This window comes from Streptomyces sp. NPDC093071, assembly GCF_044754545.1.
GTDB lineage: Bacteria > Actinomycetota > Actinomycetes > Streptomycetales > Streptomycetaceae > Streptomyces.
In genome coordinates, this window is record NZ_JBIVPH010000003.1 from 159,843 (window position 1) to 174,443 (window position 14,601).

The 14,601-nt window shown below is 75.0% G+C and carries 15 protein-coding genes and 1 pseudogene; 9 read left to right on the top strand and 7 right to left on the bottom strand.

Features of this window, described 5'->3' with window-relative positions:
• The first annotated feature begins 4 nt into the window (after nucleotides 1-4).
• Nucleotides 5-541: a methylated-DNA--[protein]-cysteine S-methyltransferase gene (locus tag ACIQD7_RS12050; RefSeq protein ID WP_161371945.1), complete on the top strand. Its 537-nt coding sequence runs from the start codon at nucleotides 5-7 to the stop codon at nucleotides 539-541.
• A gap of 303 nt (nucleotides 542-844) precedes the next feature.
• Entirely contained in the window at nucleotides 845-2,143 is a 1,299-nt protein-coding gene (locus tag ACIQD7_RS12055) for an MFS transporter (RefSeq protein ID WP_402441478.1), read from the top strand.
• Nucleotides 2,144-2,167: 24 nt separating this feature from the next.
• Here the strand turns inward: ACIQD7_RS12055 and ACIQD7_RS12060 are convergent, their stop codons facing one another.
• The 4 genes from ACIQD7_RS12060 to ACIQD7_RS12075 all read right to left on the bottom strand — a co-directional run bounded on the left by ACIQD7_RS12060 (nucleotide 2,168) and on the right by ACIQD7_RS12075 (nucleotide 6,619).
• Nucleotides 2,168-3,160, bottom strand: coding sequence for a hypothetical protein (locus tag ACIQD7_RS12060; RefSeq protein ID WP_402441479.1), 993 nt, complete (start codon nucleotides 3,158-3,160; stop codon nucleotides 2,168-2,170).
• Nucleotides 3,157-4,515 (bottom strand): MFS transporter, encoded by a 1,359-nt coding sequence (locus ACIQD7_RS12065; RefSeq protein WP_402441480.1) that lies wholly within the window; start codon nucleotides 4,513-4,515, stop codon nucleotides 3,157-3,159. The genes ACIQD7_RS12060 and ACIQD7_RS12065 overlap by 4 nt, the downstream gene beginning before the upstream one ends.
• Nucleotides 4,515-5,888 (bottom strand): discoidin domain-containing protein, encoded by a 1,374-nt coding sequence (locus tag ACIQD7_RS12070; RefSeq protein ID WP_402441481.1) that lies wholly within the window; start codon nucleotides 5,886-5,888, stop codon nucleotides 4,515-4,517. Before ACIQD7_RS12070 ends, ACIQD7_RS12065 begins: the two co-directional genes overlap by 1 nt.
• A 374-nt stretch (nucleotides 5,889-6,262) precedes the next feature.
• On the bottom strand, nucleotides 6,263-6,619 hold the full coding sequence (locus ACIQD7_RS12075; protein WP_030205248.1) for a cupin domain-containing protein: 357 nt from the start codon (nucleotides 6,617-6,619) through the stop codon (nucleotides 6,263-6,265).
• Nucleotides 6,620-6,883: 264 nt separating this feature from the next.
• Here ACIQD7_RS12075 and ACIQD7_RS12080 point away from each other — a divergent pair.
• Both ACIQD7_RS12080 and ACIQD7_RS12085 read left to right on the top strand, forming a co-directional pair.
• A pseudogene (locus tag ACIQD7_RS12080) lies at nucleotides 6,884-7,780 on the top strand (pseudouridine-5'-phosphate glycosidase); the annotation flags it as partial.
• A 266-nt stretch (nucleotides 7,781-8,046) separates the two neighbouring features.
• Nucleotides 8,047-8,955, top strand: coding sequence for a carbohydrate kinase family protein (locus ACIQD7_RS12085; protein ID WP_402441482.1), 909 nt, complete (start codon nucleotides 8,047-8,049; stop codon nucleotides 8,953-8,955).
• A gap of 33 nt (nucleotides 8,956-8,988) precedes the next feature.
• Here the strand turns inward: ACIQD7_RS12085 and ACIQD7_RS12090 are convergent, their stop codons facing one another.
• Both ACIQD7_RS12090 and ACIQD7_RS12095 read right to left on the bottom strand, forming a co-directional pair.
• Complete coding sequence (locus ACIQD7_RS12090; RefSeq protein ID WP_402441483.1) at nucleotides 8,989-9,624, bottom strand: uridine kinase; 636 nt, start codon at nucleotides 9,622-9,624, stop codon at nucleotides 8,989-8,991.
• Nucleotides 9,625-9,628: 4 nt separating this feature from the next.
• Complete coding sequence (locus ACIQD7_RS12095; RefSeq protein ID WP_402441484.1) at nucleotides 9,629-10,105, bottom strand: hypothetical protein; 477 nt, start codon at nucleotides 10,103-10,105, stop codon at nucleotides 9,629-9,631.
• A gap of 43 nt (nucleotides 10,106-10,148) precedes the next feature.
• Between ACIQD7_RS12095 and ACIQD7_RS12100 the strand changes: the two genes are divergently transcribed.
• Complete coding sequence (locus tag ACIQD7_RS12100; protein ID WP_402441485.1) at nucleotides 10,149-10,901, top strand: SDR family NAD(P)-dependent oxidoreductase; 753 nt, start codon at nucleotides 10,149-10,151, stop codon at nucleotides 10,899-10,901.
• A 48-nt stretch (nucleotides 10,902-10,949) separates the two neighbouring features.
• Nucleotides 10,950-11,306 carry a MerR family transcriptional regulator gene (locus ACIQD7_RS12105; protein WP_351974138.1) on the top strand — a complete coding sequence of 119 codons (357 nt, stop codon included), beginning with the start codon at nucleotides 10,950-10,952 and terminating at the stop codon, nucleotides 11,304-11,306.
• Here the strand turns inward: ACIQD7_RS12105 and ACIQD7_RS12110 are convergent.
• A complete protein-coding gene (locus tag ACIQD7_RS12110) occupies nucleotides 11,296-12,033 on the bottom strand; it encodes a winged helix-turn-helix transcriptional regulator (RefSeq protein WP_402441486.1) in 738 nt (245 codons plus the stop codon). The genes ACIQD7_RS12105 and ACIQD7_RS12110 overlap by 11 nt on opposite strands.
• A gap of 100 nt (nucleotides 12,034-12,133) precedes the next feature.
• Between ACIQD7_RS12110 and ACIQD7_RS12115 the strand changes: the two genes are divergently transcribed.
• From ACIQD7_RS12115 to ACIQD7_RS12125, 3 genes are all read left to right on the top strand, one after another.
• Nucleotides 12,134-13,345 (top strand): pyridoxal phosphate-dependent aminotransferase, encoded by a 1,212-nt coding sequence (locus tag ACIQD7_RS12115; protein WP_402441487.1) that lies wholly within the window; start codon nucleotides 12,134-12,136, stop codon nucleotides 13,343-13,345.
• 82 nt (nucleotides 13,346-13,427) lie between these two features.
• Nucleotides 13,428-13,886, top strand: a complete 459-nt coding sequence (locus tag ACIQD7_RS12120) for a hypothetical protein (protein WP_121832735.1) — start codon at nucleotides 13,428-13,430, stop codon at nucleotides 13,884-13,886.
• Between the two features lie 11 nt (nucleotides 13,887-13,897).
• Nucleotides 13,898-14,575, top strand: a complete 678-nt coding sequence (locus ACIQD7_RS12125; protein WP_121832734.1) for a DUF2293 domain-containing protein — start codon at nucleotides 13,898-13,900, stop codon at nucleotides 14,573-14,575.
• Nucleotides 14,576-14,601 lie beyond the last annotated feature (26 nt).

A 14,601-nucleotide genomic window follows, 5' to 3' on the forward strand; every position in this document is an offset into this window, starting at 1 on the left:
CGGCATGGACATCGAAGCGGTGGAGTGGGCGGTCGTGGAGAGCGGCATCGGGCCGCTCTTCCTCGCCGCGACCGGGCGGGGGCTCGTACGGGTCGGGTTCCACGCGGAGGCGGCGCGGCGGGAGGGCGTCCCCGACCGGCTGGCGGCCCGGCTCGGCGCGGAGCCGGTGGAGTGCGCCTCGGGGCTGCTCGCGGAGCCGATACGCCGGCTCGGCCGGTACTTCGCGGGCGACCCGGACGAGCTCGCCCTGCCTCTGGACTGGAGCCTGACGGCCGGGTTCAACCGGCAGGTGCTGCGCGAGCTGGCGACCGGCGTGCCGTACGGGACGGTCGTCGGGTACGGGGAGCTGGCGAGGCGCGTGGGGCAGCCGGGGGCCGCGCAGGCGGTGGGGGCGGCGATGGGCTCCAATCCGCTGCCGGTGGTGGTGCCGTGCCACCGGGTGGTGGAGAGCGACGGCGGGCTCGGCGGCTTCGGGGGCGGCCTGGAGACCAAGCGACAGCTGCTGGCTCTGGAGGGGGTGCTGCCGGCGCCGCTGTTCTGAGGGCTGTGCGTGGGGGGACGGGGGCGTGCCCGTCGGAGAGGGTGTGCCCGTCGGAGATCGGGGTGTTCCCGTCGGAGACCGGGAGGGGTGCCCGCCGGAGACAGGGGGTTGTTCCCGTCGGAGATCGGGGTGTTCCCGTCGGAGACCGGGAGGGGTGCCCGCCGGAGACAGGGGGTTGTTCCCGTCGGAGACCGGGAGCGGGCCCGTCGGAGACCGGGAGGGGGTCCGCCGGAGACAGGGGGTTGTTCCCGTCAGTCGGCGGAGGCGTTCCCATCAGGTGGGACGGCTGGCACACTCTCGTAAGTGACCCACACCCCCGGCGCCCCTGACGCCACCCTGCCCGGCCACATACCCGCCCCCGTCACTGCCGCCGAGCTGCCGGCGCTGCGCCGGCGCGTCCAGGCCGTGCTGATCGCCACCCAGATCCTCGGCGGCCTCGGCATCGCCATCGGGGTCGCGCTCGCCGCCGTCCTGGCCACGGAGGTCGGCGGCACCGAGGCCCTCGCCGGTCTGGCGTCGACGGCGACGGTGGCCGGTCCCGCGCTGCTCGCCATGCCGCTGGCCGCCCTGATGGCCTCGCAGGGACGCCGGTCGGGACTGGTCCTCGCGTATCTCCTCGGGGCGGTGGGCGCCGGTGTGGTGGTGCTCGGGGCGGTCGTCGGGAGCTTCCCGCTGCTGCTCGTCGGGCTCGTGGGCTTCGGCGCCGGCTCCTCGGCCAATCTGGCGGCCCGCTTCGCCGCCGCCGATCTGGCCGAGCCGGACCACCGGGCCCGGGCCATCTCCACGGTGGTGTGGGCGACCACGATCGGCGCGGTGCTCGGGCCGAACATCGCGTCGCCCGCCGGGAAGAGCGTCGCGGGCCTGGGCATACCGGCCACGGCGGGCCCCTTCGTCTGGGCCGCCGGGGTCTTCGTGCTCGCCGCGGCCGTGGTCGCCCTGCTGCTGCGCCCCGATCCGCTGCTCACCGCCCGCGCGCTGACCGACGCGGACCCGGGCGGGCCGGCGGCCGTCGAGGGCCGTTCCCTGCGGGCCGGGATGCGGGCGGTGCGGGAGTCCCCGCGGGCCCGCCTCGCCCTGGTCACCGTCGCGGGTTCGCACACCGCCATGGTGTCGATCATGTCGATGACCCCGGTGGCGCTCACCCACCACGGCGCGGACATCCAGCTGATCGGCCTCGTCATCAGCGGCCACATCGCGGGCATGTACGCCTTCTCGCCGCTGATGGGCTGGCTCTCGGACCGGCTGGGGCGCCTCTCCGTGATCGGGCTCGCGGTCGGGCTGATCGGCACGGCGGCGCTCGTCGCGGGCACGGCCGGGGCGAGCCACGGCCGGGTGGCCCTGGGCCTCTTCGTCCTCGGCCTGGGCTGGTCGGCGGGGCTCGTGTCGGGTTCGGCGCTGCTCACGGACTCGGTGCCGCAGGCCGCCCGGGCCGCCGTCCAGGGGCTCTCCGACTTCATCATGAACACCGCCGCCGGGGTCGGCGGCCTCGCGGCGGGCCTGATCGTCTCGCAGGCGGGCTACGGGCCGCTGAACGCGATCGCCGCCTGTCTGCTGCTTCCGATGGCGGCGCTCGCCCTGCGGAGCGTCCTGCGGAAGGCCTGAGCCGGGCCCCAGGAGGACGTTCCGTCAGCGCGGTGCCGCCGGGGACGAGGCTCCGGCCGCGAGCCGGCGCGGGGTGCCCGTGCCGTCGGCCGGGACGGACCAGACCGCTCCCCCGTATCCGTACGCGAGGGTCCGCGCGTCCGTCCACAGCGCCTGGTCGTCGACACCGCGCCGCTCGGCGACGGGGTGCTCGCGGCCGGTGCGCAGGTCGTACACGTAGAGCCGCCAGGGGTCGCGCGGGCCGTCGGAAACCCGCTTCTTGAAGGCGAGCCGGGTGCCGTCCGGGGAGAGCGAGGGGCATTCGACGTTCTCCCGCAGGGCGCGGGCCGACCACTTCTCCACGTCCCCCTCGACGAGGTGGGTGCGGCCGTTCGTGGAGACGGTGGCGTAGAAGCGGTTGTCGTCGGCGGCGAAGCCGACGCCCCAGTAGTTGACGTCGGGCGCGTGGTAGCGGCGTCCTCCGAGGGTGAGCGGGATCAGCTCCATGTTCTTCACCAGGTAGCCGGTGCGCAGGTCGAGGATCGAGGTCCGGGTGGAGAAGGACGAGCGCGCGTAGGAGTCGCCGGTCGCGAACATCGTCCAGGACAGCATGTTCCCGGAGGCGGAGACCCGGGCCCGGCTGGGGATGCCCGGCAGGGCGATGCGCCGGATCTCGCGCAGTTTCCGGTCGAGCACGATGGCGTACGAGCGGGCCGGGACGCCCGGCCGCCGCTGGAGGCAGAGGGCGGTGGGACCGGCCGCGTGGAAGCGGTCGCAGGACGGGCCGCCGACCGTCCGGCCGCCGGGCGCGGACGGGTCCACGCGCGCGACGCGCCCGCTCGCGGTGTCCCGGGCGTAGAGCGCGCCGGAGCCGCCGACGAGGACGAAGCCGGGGTCGGCGGTGTCGGCGGCGCCGGTCCGGCCGGAGGCGGCCCGCAGGGTGTAGGCGGTGGCTCCGCCGCCGAGCAGGACGAGGGCGAGGACGATGATCCACACACGCGTGCGCGTGGACGGGCCGCCGGTGGTCGGGGCGTTCATGGTGCGGTCCTCTCGGGAGTGCGCGGGGAGCCGGTCGGCAGCAGGCGGGCGGCGCAGCACAGGGCGGCCGCGAGGGCGAGCAGCGCCGCCACGAGCGCCGTCTCCTGTCCGCTCGCGGTCCAGAGGGCGCCGAACGCGACGGCGGCGCCGACCCGGGCGAGGGCCTGCACGGTCTGGACGAGGGCGAGGCCGCCGGCCTGCCGTCCCTCGGCGAGGAACGGGCCGGTCAGGGCCATCAGGACGCCGTCGGTGGCGGCGTAGAAGATCCCGAGCAGGACGAGCACGCCGACGAGGGCGGCCGCATCGGGCACGGGGGCCAGGAGCAGGCCGTAGGCGAGGAGCAGGGCTCCGTGGCCGTACAGGAACGGCCCGCGGCGTCCGGCGCGGTCGGCGAGCCGGCCGGCCGGGACGGCGAGCAGCAGGTAGACGGCGGCCGCGCCGAGCGGCAGGAAGGGGAACCAGGTGGCGTCGAAGGCGAGGCGCCGCTGGAGCAGCAGGTAGAGGAAGGCGTCGCCGATGGTGGCGGCGCCGAGGAGACCGGCGCAGAGCACGATCCGGCGGTACGCGGGCGTGCGGAGCGCGGCGAAGAATCCTCCACGCGCGCGTGGGGGCGCCGACGGCTTTCCCGAAGCCTTTCCCGGAGCCTTTCCCGAAGCCTTTCCCGGAGCCTTTCCCGGAGCCGGAACCTGTCCGCGCGAGGACGCGGGCGGCGCTCCCGGTCCCGGCGCGCTCCCCCGGCCGGGGACGAGCAGCACCCACAGCAGCACGCCGAAGGCCCCGACGCAGAAGCTGACGGCGAAGACCGCCTCGTACGCCTCGGTCGTCGCCCACAGCAGGGCGACGGCGGCCAGGGGCCCGAGGAGGGCGCCGGTGGTGTCCATGGCGCGGTGCGTGCCGAAGGCACGGCCCAGGTCCTCGGGCGGGCTGTGCAGGGTGATGAGCGCGTCCCGAGGCGCGGTGCGGACACCCTTGCCGAGCCGGTCGGCGACGATCGAGGAGGCGAGCGGGCCGGTCGCGCCGCCCGCGAGGAGGAGGCCGAGCCGGGAACAGGCGGAGAGGGCGTAGCCGAGTCCGGCGATCTGCTTGTGGCGGCCGCCCCGGTCGGCGGTGGCGCCGCCGAGGAGCCGCACGAGCGCGGTGGCGCCGGTGGAGAGGCCGTCGAGGAGGCCGAACTGGAGCGGGGAGAGGCCGAGTCCGAGGACCAGGTAGAGCGGCAGGACGGCCGTCACCATCTCCGAGGAGACGTCGGTGACCAGGCTGACCGCGCCGAGCGCGAGGACGGTGCCGGGGACGCGCCGCCGGGCCCCGGAGGGCCGGGGCGGCGCGTCGCGGCGACCTGTGGTCGCGAGGTACATCAGTGGCAGGTGTAGGTCGGGCCGGAGTCCTTCACCTTGTCGTCGGTGCCGACGTACTGCCAGGTGAAGGTGGTGTCGGTGAGGTCCAGCTTGAGGACGCCGTACGGGCCGCTGATCCGCTTCTGGCTGTTGGGCTGGACCGTCTCGATGTCGTAGGGCTCGGCACCGCCCATGCCGCCGACGATCTCGACGATGCCGTTCGCGGTGGCCTTCCCGTTGGGGTCCTGCGGGGCGAAGCGCTCGTAGTGGTGGTCGTGCCCGTTGAGCACGAGGTCGGCCCTCGCGTCGTACAGGATCTTCCAGACGGGCTTGGAGACGGGGTCGTTGCCGTGGCCGCCGGAGGAGTACAGCGGGTGGTGGAAGTAGGCGGCGACGCAGCCCTTGGTGTTCCGCGCGAGGTCGTCCTTGAGCCACTGGATCTGCGCGGCGTCGTCGAAGGAGTTGGAGTCGAGGGCGACGAAGTGCCAGTTGCCGTGGTCGTAGCTGTAGTACGGCTTGCCCTGCGGGTAGGCGATCGAGCCGAAGTACGCCTTGTAGCCCGCGAGCGAACCGGCCGGGTCGTAGGTCTCGTGGTTGCCGGGCACGGGCCGGGTCCTGGCCTTGAAGGCGCCCCACGTCTTGTCGTAGTAGGCGCGGAAGTCGGAGATCATCGCGTCGTCGTACTGGTTGTCGCCCATCGTCAGGTAGAACGACGGGGCGATCCGCTGGGCGAGCGCGGCGGTCTTGGGGTGGGCGCAGGAGCTGCTGGAGGCGGTGCACCGCGCGGCGATGTCACCGGCCGCGACGACGGTGAAGGCGCCGGTGGGCGGGGGCGTGGAGCCGGTGGTGCCGTAGACCTCGACGGTGTACAGCGAGTAGCCGTACGAGGTGCCGCGGGCGGTCCCGTAGACCCGGAGGTGGCGGCCGGTGCCGGTCAGGCCGGTCCAGTCGTCCGTGCCGCCGTTGCCCGCGGTCTCCGTGGCGAGGCGGGTCCAGGTGGCGCCGTCGGCGGAGATCTCGACCCGGTAGGCCTTGGCGTAGGCGGCCTCCCAGACGAGTTTGACGCGGGAGACGGTGGCCGAGGGGCCGAGGTCGACCCGGATCCACTGGGGGTCGGAGCCCTCGGCGCTGGCCCAGCGGGTGGTGGAGACGCCGTCGAAGGCCTTCTCGGGGCCGAAGGTGCCGTCCTCGACGGAGGAGGAGGTGGCGGGCCGACCCTGGGAGATCACCGCGTCGGCGGCGGCTCCGGCCCGGTCCGGGAGGGCGAGGAGGAGGCCGCCGACGAGCATCAGGACGGCGGTGAGGACGAGGGTGAGACGAGGGGTGGGGGTCGGGGTGGGCGTGAGGGTGGAGGTGGGGGTGCGGCGCGGTGGGACGGAGGCGTACAGGCGCATACCTGGGCTCCCTGACCTGAGGGGTGGCGAGAGCTGGACACGGGTGCGTGGACACCACGGTCTCGCCGCGCGGCACGAACCGGCCTCCGCGCCGGGTGTGCGGGCACGGCGACCGGCCGGGGGGCGCTGCGGGCGCCGCGCGGCGGGGGGTGGTGCTCGGCGGCCAGGTCAGAGCTCTCGCTGAGCGCGTCACGCCCTCGGAGAGGGACGCCGCGCCAAGCCGCCGACCGGGATGCTAGCGGATAGGAAGGTTTCCTACCAGACTTCTGGCGGCGGCTCGCGGGCGTGCCTCGGCAGGCCGCGAAAAGGCCCGGCAAGGCCTCTGGGGTCTCGGAGGATTCCGAGACTTCGGAGACCTCGGAGGCTCGGAGGCTTCAGAGACTGATGTGGTACGCCTTGCGCAGGGTCTCGTGGACGGTCCAGGTGGTCCGGTCGCCCTCGCGCAGCACGCAGGCGTCGCCGGGGCCGATCTCCAGGGTGTCCCCGCCCTCGACGGCGACGGTCGCCCGCCCGGAGACCACCACGAACAGCTCGTTCGCCTCGGTGTCGGTGACGACGCCGGGCGTGATCTGCCAGATGCCGCGCACCTGCTTGCCGTCGGCGGACTCCCACAGCACCTTGCCCGTCACCTCGGGCGTGCCGGAGACGATCTGGGCGGGGTCGAGGGGCTCTGCTTCGAGCTCCGCGTCGGGGATGTGGACGGCGAAGGAGGGCAGGTCGTGTGTCGTCATGGGCGGTGACTGTAGCGGGGATCCGGGGGCCACCCGAGACCGGGACCGCCTCTATGACACGGCCCCCACCAGCGACGATGCCCGCTTCCGCCGGGGGCGACGGAATCCGTACCGGCGCTCCGGGGCGGCGCCGCAAGGGCGCCGCGACCGCTCGGGGCGGTCGCCGGGGGCGGTCCGTGACGGATTCCGCAGGGGGTGCGGAAGGAATTGGCAGGAGGTCGCCACCGAGGTTTGCGGGGCTCGTGGGCGCGCCAGGAATGGGACATGTCCACACAGGTGTCCGAAGAGGTACGGGAAGCGCTCCACGAGGGCCGTCCCGTCGTCGCGCTGGAATCGACGCTCATCGCCCACGGCCTGCCGCGCCCGCGCAACCTCGCGGTGGCCCGCGATCTGGAGCGGCTGGTACGGGCCGGGGGCGCCGTCCCCGCCACGATCGCCGTGGTGGACGGCACGGCCAGGGTGGGCCTGGACGAGACGTCGCTGATACGGATCGCCGAGGACCCGACGGTGCGGAAGCTGGGCCACCGCGACCTGGCCCCGGCCCTGGCGACGGGGGCGACCGGCGCGACGACGGTCTCGGCGACGGCCTGGCTGGCGGACGCGGCGGGCGTCCGGGTGTTCGCGACGGGCGGCCTCGGCGGTGTGCACCGCGCGTGGAGCGAGACGCAGGACGAGTCCGCCGACCTGCGGCTGCTCGCCCGCGTCGCCACCACCGTCGTCTGCGCCGGGGTCAAGTCGATCCTCGACGTGCCCGCGACGCTCCAGCGCCTGGAGACGCTGGGGGTGACGGTCGTCGGCTACGGCACGGAGCACTTCCCCGGCTTCTACCTCTCCTCCTCGGGCGAGCCCGTGGACTGGACCCTGCGGACGCCGGAGGAGGTGGCGGGGGTGATGCGCGCGCAGGACCGGCTCACGGGGCCCCGGACGGCGCTCGTCGTGGCCAACCCGGTTCCGGAGGCGGAGCAGTTGGACCCCGCGCTGCACGACCGGGTGCTCGCGGACGGCCTGGCGGCGGCGAAGGAGAAGGGGATCACGGGCCAGGCGGTGACGCCGTTCCTGCTCGAATACCTGACGGTCCACACGGAGGGGGCGTCCCTGGAGGCCAACCTGGCGGCGGTACGGGGGAACGTGCGGCTCGCGGCGGGGATCGCGGGGGCGTACGGGGCGCTCGGAGCGGACGCGAGGGGTCCGGAAGCGCGCGGGGCGGGCACCAGGGGAAGGCCGGAGGCGTACGGGGCGGGCGCGGGAGGGCCGGAGGCCTACAGCGCGAACATACCCGGGGCGGGAGGGGCGGGCGGCACGGAGATACGCGGCGGCACGCACGACGCGGGGACGCACGACGCGGGGGTGCTCGGTACGGGGACGCTCGGCACGGAGACCCACCCCACGGGAACGCCCGGCACGGAGGCGCGCGGCGCGGGCGGCCGGTGAGCCGCGCCCGGCGCGCGCTGCTCGTCGTCGGGGACGTGGTCACGGACGTCGTCGCCCGGCACCGGGCCCCGCTCGCGCCGGCCACGGACACGGCGGCGGAGATCCGGACCCTGCCGGGCGGCGCCGGGGCCAACGCGGCGTGCTGGGCGGCGCGTTCCGGCGGCGGGGAGGTGCGGCTGCTCGGCCGGGTGGGGACGGACGCGGCCGACTGGCACGAGCGGGCGCTGCGGGCGGCGGGCGTGCGTCCGCTGCTCGTCCGGGATCCGGAGGCGGCGACGGCCACCGTCATCGCGCTCGTGGACGCCACGGCGGAGCGCACCTTCCTGACCGACAGCGGTGCCGCGCTGCGCCTCTCCCCCGCCGACTGGTCCCCGAAGCTGCTCGACGGCGTGGCCCGGCTGCACCTCTCGGGATACCTGTTCTTCGCCGACCGGAGCCGGGGGACGGCCCGGCGGGCGCTGCGGGACGCCGGGGAGGCAGGGGTTCCGGTGAGCGTGGATCCGGCCTCGGCGGGGTTCCTGGAGGAGTTGGGCGCCGACCGGTTCCTCGCGGCCGCGGAGGGCGCCGAAGTGCTGCTGCCCAACGCCGACGAGGCCCGGACGCTCACCGGGCACGCCGCACCGGAGCGGGCGGCGGCGGAGTTGAGCCGGCGCTTCCCGCTGGTCGTGGTCACCCTCGGGGCGGCGGGCGCGCTGGTCGCGGAGGGCGGCGCGGTCACCGCGCGGGTGGCGGCGCCTCCGGTGCGGCCGGTGGACTCGACGGGCGCGGGCGACGCGTTCACCGGGGCGTTCCTGGCGGCCCGGCTCGCGGGCGCGGATCCGGCGGAGGCGGCGGAGGCGGGGTGCGGGGCGGGCGCGGAGGCGGTCGCCGTGGTGGGCGGCAGGCCGCAGGCGGACGGCTTCTGAGAACCGGCGCAGGAGGACCAGCGCGTCCCGGGTCTACTTACCGAGCCCCGTCCAAGCCGGATGACGCGGGTCGTCGGCGCGTACGACGACGTCGGCCGCCTCCTCCGGGTCGACCTCCGTCGCGTACCGGGCGAAGGCGGGAAGCGTCCAGGCCTCCTCCGTGCGCCGGGCGAGGGCGGCGGGCGAGAGCCGCAGGTGCACGGCGAGGTCGAAGGGGAACCAGTGGCCGAGCAGGAAGGGGCCGTGCAGGACGAGAACACCGCCGGGCGGCAGCGTGACGTACGGGCTGCGGGTCGCCCGGTCCGTGACCGGGTCCCAGAGGTCGGGCAGCACGCGCCCGGTGCCGCCGGGCTCCAGCGGGCCGAAGACCTCCCGCCACAGGGCCCCGGTGTCGGTCCACCCGCCGTAGTACGCGTCGGGGTCCCGCTTGCCGTACTCGTACCGGAGGGAGGCGGGCCGCAGGAAGCCGTCCGTGCCCGCCAGGTGGACGGGGCGCCCGCGTGCCCGCAGGGCCTCGGCCAGCGCGGCGGCCAGTTCGGCGCCGGGCGCGGCGGGCGCCCCGTCGATGCCGACCTTGAGCCACGGGCCGCCGTCGCCGGGGGCGGCCGCGTCGACGTGCCCGGCGAGCGCCTCCGCCATCCGGTCCCAGGTGATCGCCTCGTACCGCATCCCCTCACTCCGCCCGCGCGTCCACCGGAACCGGACCGTCGTCACCGGGACCGCGCAGCGGTACGCCGAGCCGGTCGGCGAGGGTCCGCGCGGTGGCGAGGGGCTCCGTCCAGGCGGCCTCCCGCCATTGCGCCAACGGATGCGGGCGTCCGGACGGACCGGGCAGGACGGCACCGAGCACCAGGATCCAGCCCTGCGTGTCGCCGTCCCACTCCAGCTCCAGGGCCACGGGCGGCCCGGGCAGCGCGGCGGCCTTCCCGGCGAGGGCGTCCACGTCCCGGGGCGGCGGCACGAGCCGGTCGGCGAAGATCTCCGTGCGTACGGTGACGAGGCGGAAGCAGTCGTGCAGGGCGGGCCGGGGTACGACGCCGGCCTTCAGGACCTCCTCGGTCGCCGTGAGCCGTCTCCGCCGGACGACGAGCGCGTCCACGCGCTCGCGCGCCTCCTGGGGCAGGGCCGTCCACAGTTCGTGCGGGGTCATGGCTTGACCTTGTCACTGGCGTCACCGTTTGACCATCGGATTCATGGACACCACCACACCCACCAGGGTCGTCGTCGTCACGGGCGCGGGCACCGGCATCGGCCGGGCCACCGCGCGGGCCTTCGCCGGGCAGGGGGCGACCGTCGTCGCCGTCGGCCGCAGGGCGGAGCCGCTGCGGGAGACCGCCGGGGGCCGGCCGGGGATCCACCCGTTCGCCGCCGACGTCACGGCGGAGGGCGCCCCCGAGGAGATCGTCCGGACCGCCCTGGCCGCCCACGGCCGCCTCGACGTCCTCGTCAACAACGCCGGGATCTCCACCGGCGGCCCGCTCGGCACCCTCGACCGCTCCGTGATCACCCCGCTCCTGGAGACGAACCTCGTCGCCCCGACCCTGCTCACCCGGGCCGCCGCCCCCGCGCTCCGGGAGTCCCGGGGCGTGGTGGTGAACGTGTCGACGACCGTCGGCCAGCGCGGCTGGCCCGCCAACTCCTTCTACCCGGCGACCAAGAGCGCCCTGGAGACCCTGACCCGCTGCTGGGCGGTGGAGCTCGCGCCGGCCGGGGTCCGGGTGGTGGCGGTCGCCCCCGGACCGGTCGACACCCCGATCGGCCTGCACGCGGGCCTGTCCCCGGAGCGGCTGGAGGAGGTGCGGGCCTGGCAGCTCGCGCACGTCCCGCTGGGGCGGCTCGGCAGGCCCGAGGAGGTCGCGTGGGCGATCACGTCCCTCGCCGCGCCCGAGGCCTCCTTCACGACCGGCACGGTGCTGCCCGTCGACGGGGGCGCGCTGGTCTTCTGAACGGCGGTCGGCCGGGCCGTGGTACGACTGTGCGGGGAGGTGGCGTCCTTGCGCATCGGCGAACTGGCCCGGCGGACCGGGGTGTCGGCCCGGGCCCTGCGCCACTACGAGCAGGCGGGTCTGATCGCGTCGTCCCGGGCGGCCAACGGCTACCGGGTGTACGAGGAGGGCGCCGTCACGCGGGTGGCGAACATCCGGTACCTGCTGGACGCCGGGCTCACCCTGGACGACGTCTCCGCCTTCCGCTCCTGCCTGGACGGGGACGTGTCCTCGGCCCCGCCGTCCGCCCGCGGGCTCGAGATCGCCCGCGAGCGGCTGGCGGTGCTCGACGCGCGGATCGCGGCGCAGACCGCGGCCCGCGACCGCCTGGCGAAGGCCCTGGAGGCGGAGTCGGTCAGGACGTGAGGCCGACGGCCACGACCGGGCCCGGCCCTCTGTCCGAACCCGAACCCGAACCCGAACCCGACCCTGGCCCCGAACCCGAACCCGAACCCGGCCCCAAATCCGAATCCGAACCCGCCCCCGGCTCCGCCCGTTCGAACTCCGCCCGCCCCGCCGCGACCGCCTCTCCGAGCGTCACCTCCCCGGCCGCCAGCGCCCGGCACGTCGCCGCGTCGGTCCGCAGCCGGGCGTCGGGCGACTCCACCGGGCCGTCCCCGTACGCGACATCGCCGACGGGCCCGACCCGTACGTGGAACACCCCCTCGTCCAGGGTGACTTGGATGGTCCCCGGCTCCTGCTCCGCGAGCGTCCCGAGGAGCGGGATCGCGTGCCAGTGCGCGCGCACGGCGTCGGTCGGCCGCGGTTCCCCCAGGTCGGGCGCCCCCCACGCGGCGAGGGCGCGCAGGACGGGCAGCAGGTCCCGGCCGCGCGGGGTGAGCTCGTACACGAACGCCGAGGCGGGCGGGGGAAGTCGGCGGCGGGTGACGAGCCCGGTGGCCTCCATGTCCTTGAGGCGGCCGGCCAGCATGTCCGTGCTGACGCCGGGCAGATCGGCGTGGAGGTCGGTGTAGCGGCGCGGCCCGGCGAGGAGTTCGCGGACGACGAGCAGGGTCCAGCGGTCTCCGACGAGGTCGAGGGCGCGCGCGGCGGCGCAGTGCTGGTCGTAGCTGCGGCGTGTCTGACGTGGCATACGCCGCAGTCTAGACATGTCGTTGGACTTTCCAAGCTCGAACTTGGTAAAACCAAGCAACAACGAGCGGTGCTGATTCCGGGAACTGGGGAGGTCGGACATGGAGTTCCGGCAGTCGAGCAAGCTGAACGAGGTCTGCTACGAGATCCGCGGCCCGGTGATCGAGCACGCCAACGCCCTGGAGGAGGCGGGCCACAGCGTCCTGCGCCTCAACACGGGCAACCCGGCCCTCTTCGGCTTCGAGGCGCCCGAGGAGATCGTCCAGGACATGATCAGGATGCTCCCCAGGGCCCACGGCTACACCGACTCGCGCGGCATCCTCTCCGCCCGCCGCGCGGTGGCCCAGCGCTACCAGGAGATGGGCCTCCCGGAGGTCGACGTCGACGACGTCTTCCTCGGCAACGGCGTGTCGGAGCTGGTCTCCATGGCCGTGCAGGCGCTCCTGGAGGACGGCGACGAGGTCCTGATCCCCGCCCCCGACTTCCCGCTCTGGACGGCCGCCACCACCCTCGCGGGCGGCAAGGCCGTGCACTACCTCTGCGACGAGTCGGCCGACTGGTACCCGGACCTCGACGACATGGCATCGAAGATCACCGACCGTACCCGGGCCGTCGTGATCATCAACCCCAACAACCCCACCGGCGCGGTCTATCCGAAGGAGATCGTCGAGGGCATCCTCGACCTCGCCCGCCGCCACGGCCTGATGGTCTTCGCCGACGAGATCTACGACCGGATCGTCTACGACGACGCCGTTCACTACCCGGCCGCCTCCCTCGCCGACGACCTGGTCGTCCTCACCTTCGGCGGCCTCTCCAAGACCTACCGGGTGGCGGGCTTCCGCTCCGGCTGGCTGGTCGTCACCGGCCCGAAGCGGCACGCCGCCAACTACCTGGAGGGCCTCACCATGCTGGCCTCCATGCGCCTGTGCCCCAACGCCCCCGCCCAGTACGCCATCCAGGCCGCGCTCGGCGGCCGCCAGTCGATCCACGAGCTGACCGCCCCGGGCGGCAGGCTGCGCGAACAGCGCGACCGCGCCTGGGAGAAGCTCAACGAGATCCCCGGCGTCTCCTGCGTGAAGCCCAAGGGCGCCCTCTACGCCTTCCCGCGCCTCGACCCGGCCGTGCACAAGATCCACGACGACGAGAAGTTCGTCCTCGACCTGCTCCTGCGGGAGAAGATCCAGGTCGTCCAGGGCACCGGCTTCAACTGGCCGCGTCCGGACCACTTCCGCATCCTCACCCTGCCGTACGTCGACGACCTCGACGCCGCGATCAGCCGCATCGGCCGCTTCCTGAGCGGATACCGGCAGTAGCGGACACGGGCGGTGACGTCCGCCCTCCCGGCTGTCATGATCAAGGGGTCGAACGGCCGAGGGAACGGGAGGGCTGCCGGTCATGGACGCCGCACTGATAGCCGTGGCGGGAACCCTGTTGGGTGTCGTCTTCACGCACTGGTTCCAGGGGCGGGCCGCCGAGCGCACGGCCTCGCTCGCCCGGTCCGAACAGCTCCGGCAGGAGCGGATCGCGACCTACAGCGCCTTCGCCGGCGCGGTCGTCGACTACCGGCACAGCCAGAACGACCGCTGGTTCCGGGCGGCCGAGGAGCCCGGCTCGGAGGAGGCGGAGGAGTCCCGCTACGCCTCCTACCGGCAGCGCACCGCCGCCCGGCAGGCCCTCTTCCGCGTCCAGCTGGTGTGCGACGACCCGGAGACCCGGCGCCTGGCCGAGAAGGCCTTCGAGGAGACCCACTGTATGCACGAGGCGGTGGGGACCGCGGACCGCGCCCACCGCTCGGAGCGGGCGAAGGAGGCCCTCGCCCTGTTCGTCGCTTCCGCCGCGCCCGGCGTCCGCTGACGGGGGCGGACGTGGACCTCGTCGCGCCGGTCGTCGTCGAGCCGCTCAGGAGCCGCCGCTGCTCGGAGTGCCGCCGGGGGCCGCTGGAGCGGATGATCCTGGAGTTCAACGCGCCGGTCTGCCTGGACTGCGCCGACCTCGGGCACCTGGTCTTCCTGCCCCGGGGTGACACGGCCCTCACCCGCCGCGCCCGCGAGGGCAGCACCCTCTGGGCGGTGGTGGTACGGCACAACCGGCGCCGCACCCGGTACGAGCGCCGGGGCCTCCTCGTCGAGGAGGCGGCGCTGGCCGAGGCGGAGCGGGCCTGTCTGGCGGACGCGGAGGCGCGCGCCAGGCGGCGGGCCCGGGACGCGGAGCGGCGCGCGGCCCTCGACGTCGAGGTCACCGCGGCCCTCCGGGCGGAGATCCTGCGGCTCTTCCCGTCCTGTCCGGCGGACCGGGCCGGCGAGATCGCCGCCCACGCCTCGGCGAAGGGCAGCGGGCGGGTGGGGCGCACGGCCGCGGGCCGCTCGCTCGACCTCGGCGCGGTGACCGCCGCGGTACGGGCCGGCGTACGGCACGTGGACACCCCGTACGACACCCTGCTGATGCAGGGGGTGCCCCGTCACCAGGCCCGGACGAGGGTCGCTCCCGCCATCGAGGCGGTGCTCCGGGCCTGGCGCGGTGGCGGCGGGGACGCGCGCGGCTGACGGCTCGGGCGTCCGTGCGCGCCGGT

What these genes read in the sequence shown, in the direction of transcription:
- ACIQD7_RS12050 (WP_161371945.1), top strand. Translation starts at nt 5, where the DNA reads ATGGACATCGAAGCGGTGGAGTGGGCGGTCGTGGAGAGCGGCATCGGG.
- ACIQD7_RS12070 (WP_402441481.1), bottom strand. Translation starts at nt 5,888, where the DNA reads ATGCGCCTGTACGCCTCCGTCCCACCGCGCCGCACCCCCACCTCCACC.
- ACIQD7_RS12110 (WP_402441486.1), bottom strand. Translation starts at nt 12,033, where the DNA reads ATGCCACGTCAGACACGCCGCAGCTACGACCAGCACTGCGCCGCCGCG.
- ACIQD7_RS12060 (WP_402441479.1), bottom strand. Translation starts at nt 3,160, where the DNA reads ATGAACGCCCCGACCACCGGCGGCCCGTCCACGCGCACGCGTGTGTGG.
- ACIQD7_RS12090 (WP_402441483.1), bottom strand. Translation starts at nt 9,624, where the DNA reads ATGCGGTACGAGGCGATCACCTGGGACCGGATGGCGGAGGCGCTCGCC.
- ACIQD7_RS12120 (WP_121832735.1), top strand. Translation starts at nt 13,428, where the DNA reads ATGGACGCCGCACTGATAGCCGTGGCGGGAACCCTGTTGGGTGTCGTC.
- ACIQD7_RS12065 (WP_402441480.1), bottom strand. Translation starts at nt 4,515, where the DNA reads ATGTACCTCGCGACCACAGGTCGCCGCGACGCGCCGCCCCGGCCCTCC.
- ACIQD7_RS12100 (WP_402441485.1), top strand. Translation starts at nt 10,149, where the DNA reads ATGGACACCACCACACCCACCAGGGTCGTCGTCGTCACGGGCGCGGGC.
- ACIQD7_RS12075 (WP_030205248.1), bottom strand. Translation starts at nt 6,619, where the DNA reads ATGACGACACACGACCTGCCCTCCTTCGCCGTCCACATCCCCGACGCG.
- ACIQD7_RS12095 (WP_402441484.1), bottom strand. Translation starts at nt 10,105, where the DNA reads ATGACCCCGCACGAACTGTGGACGGCCCTGCCCCAGGAGGCGCGCGAG.
- ACIQD7_RS12115 (WP_402441487.1), top strand. Translation starts at nt 12,134, where the DNA reads ATGGAGTTCCGGCAGTCGAGCAAGCTGAACGAGGTCTGCTACGAGATC.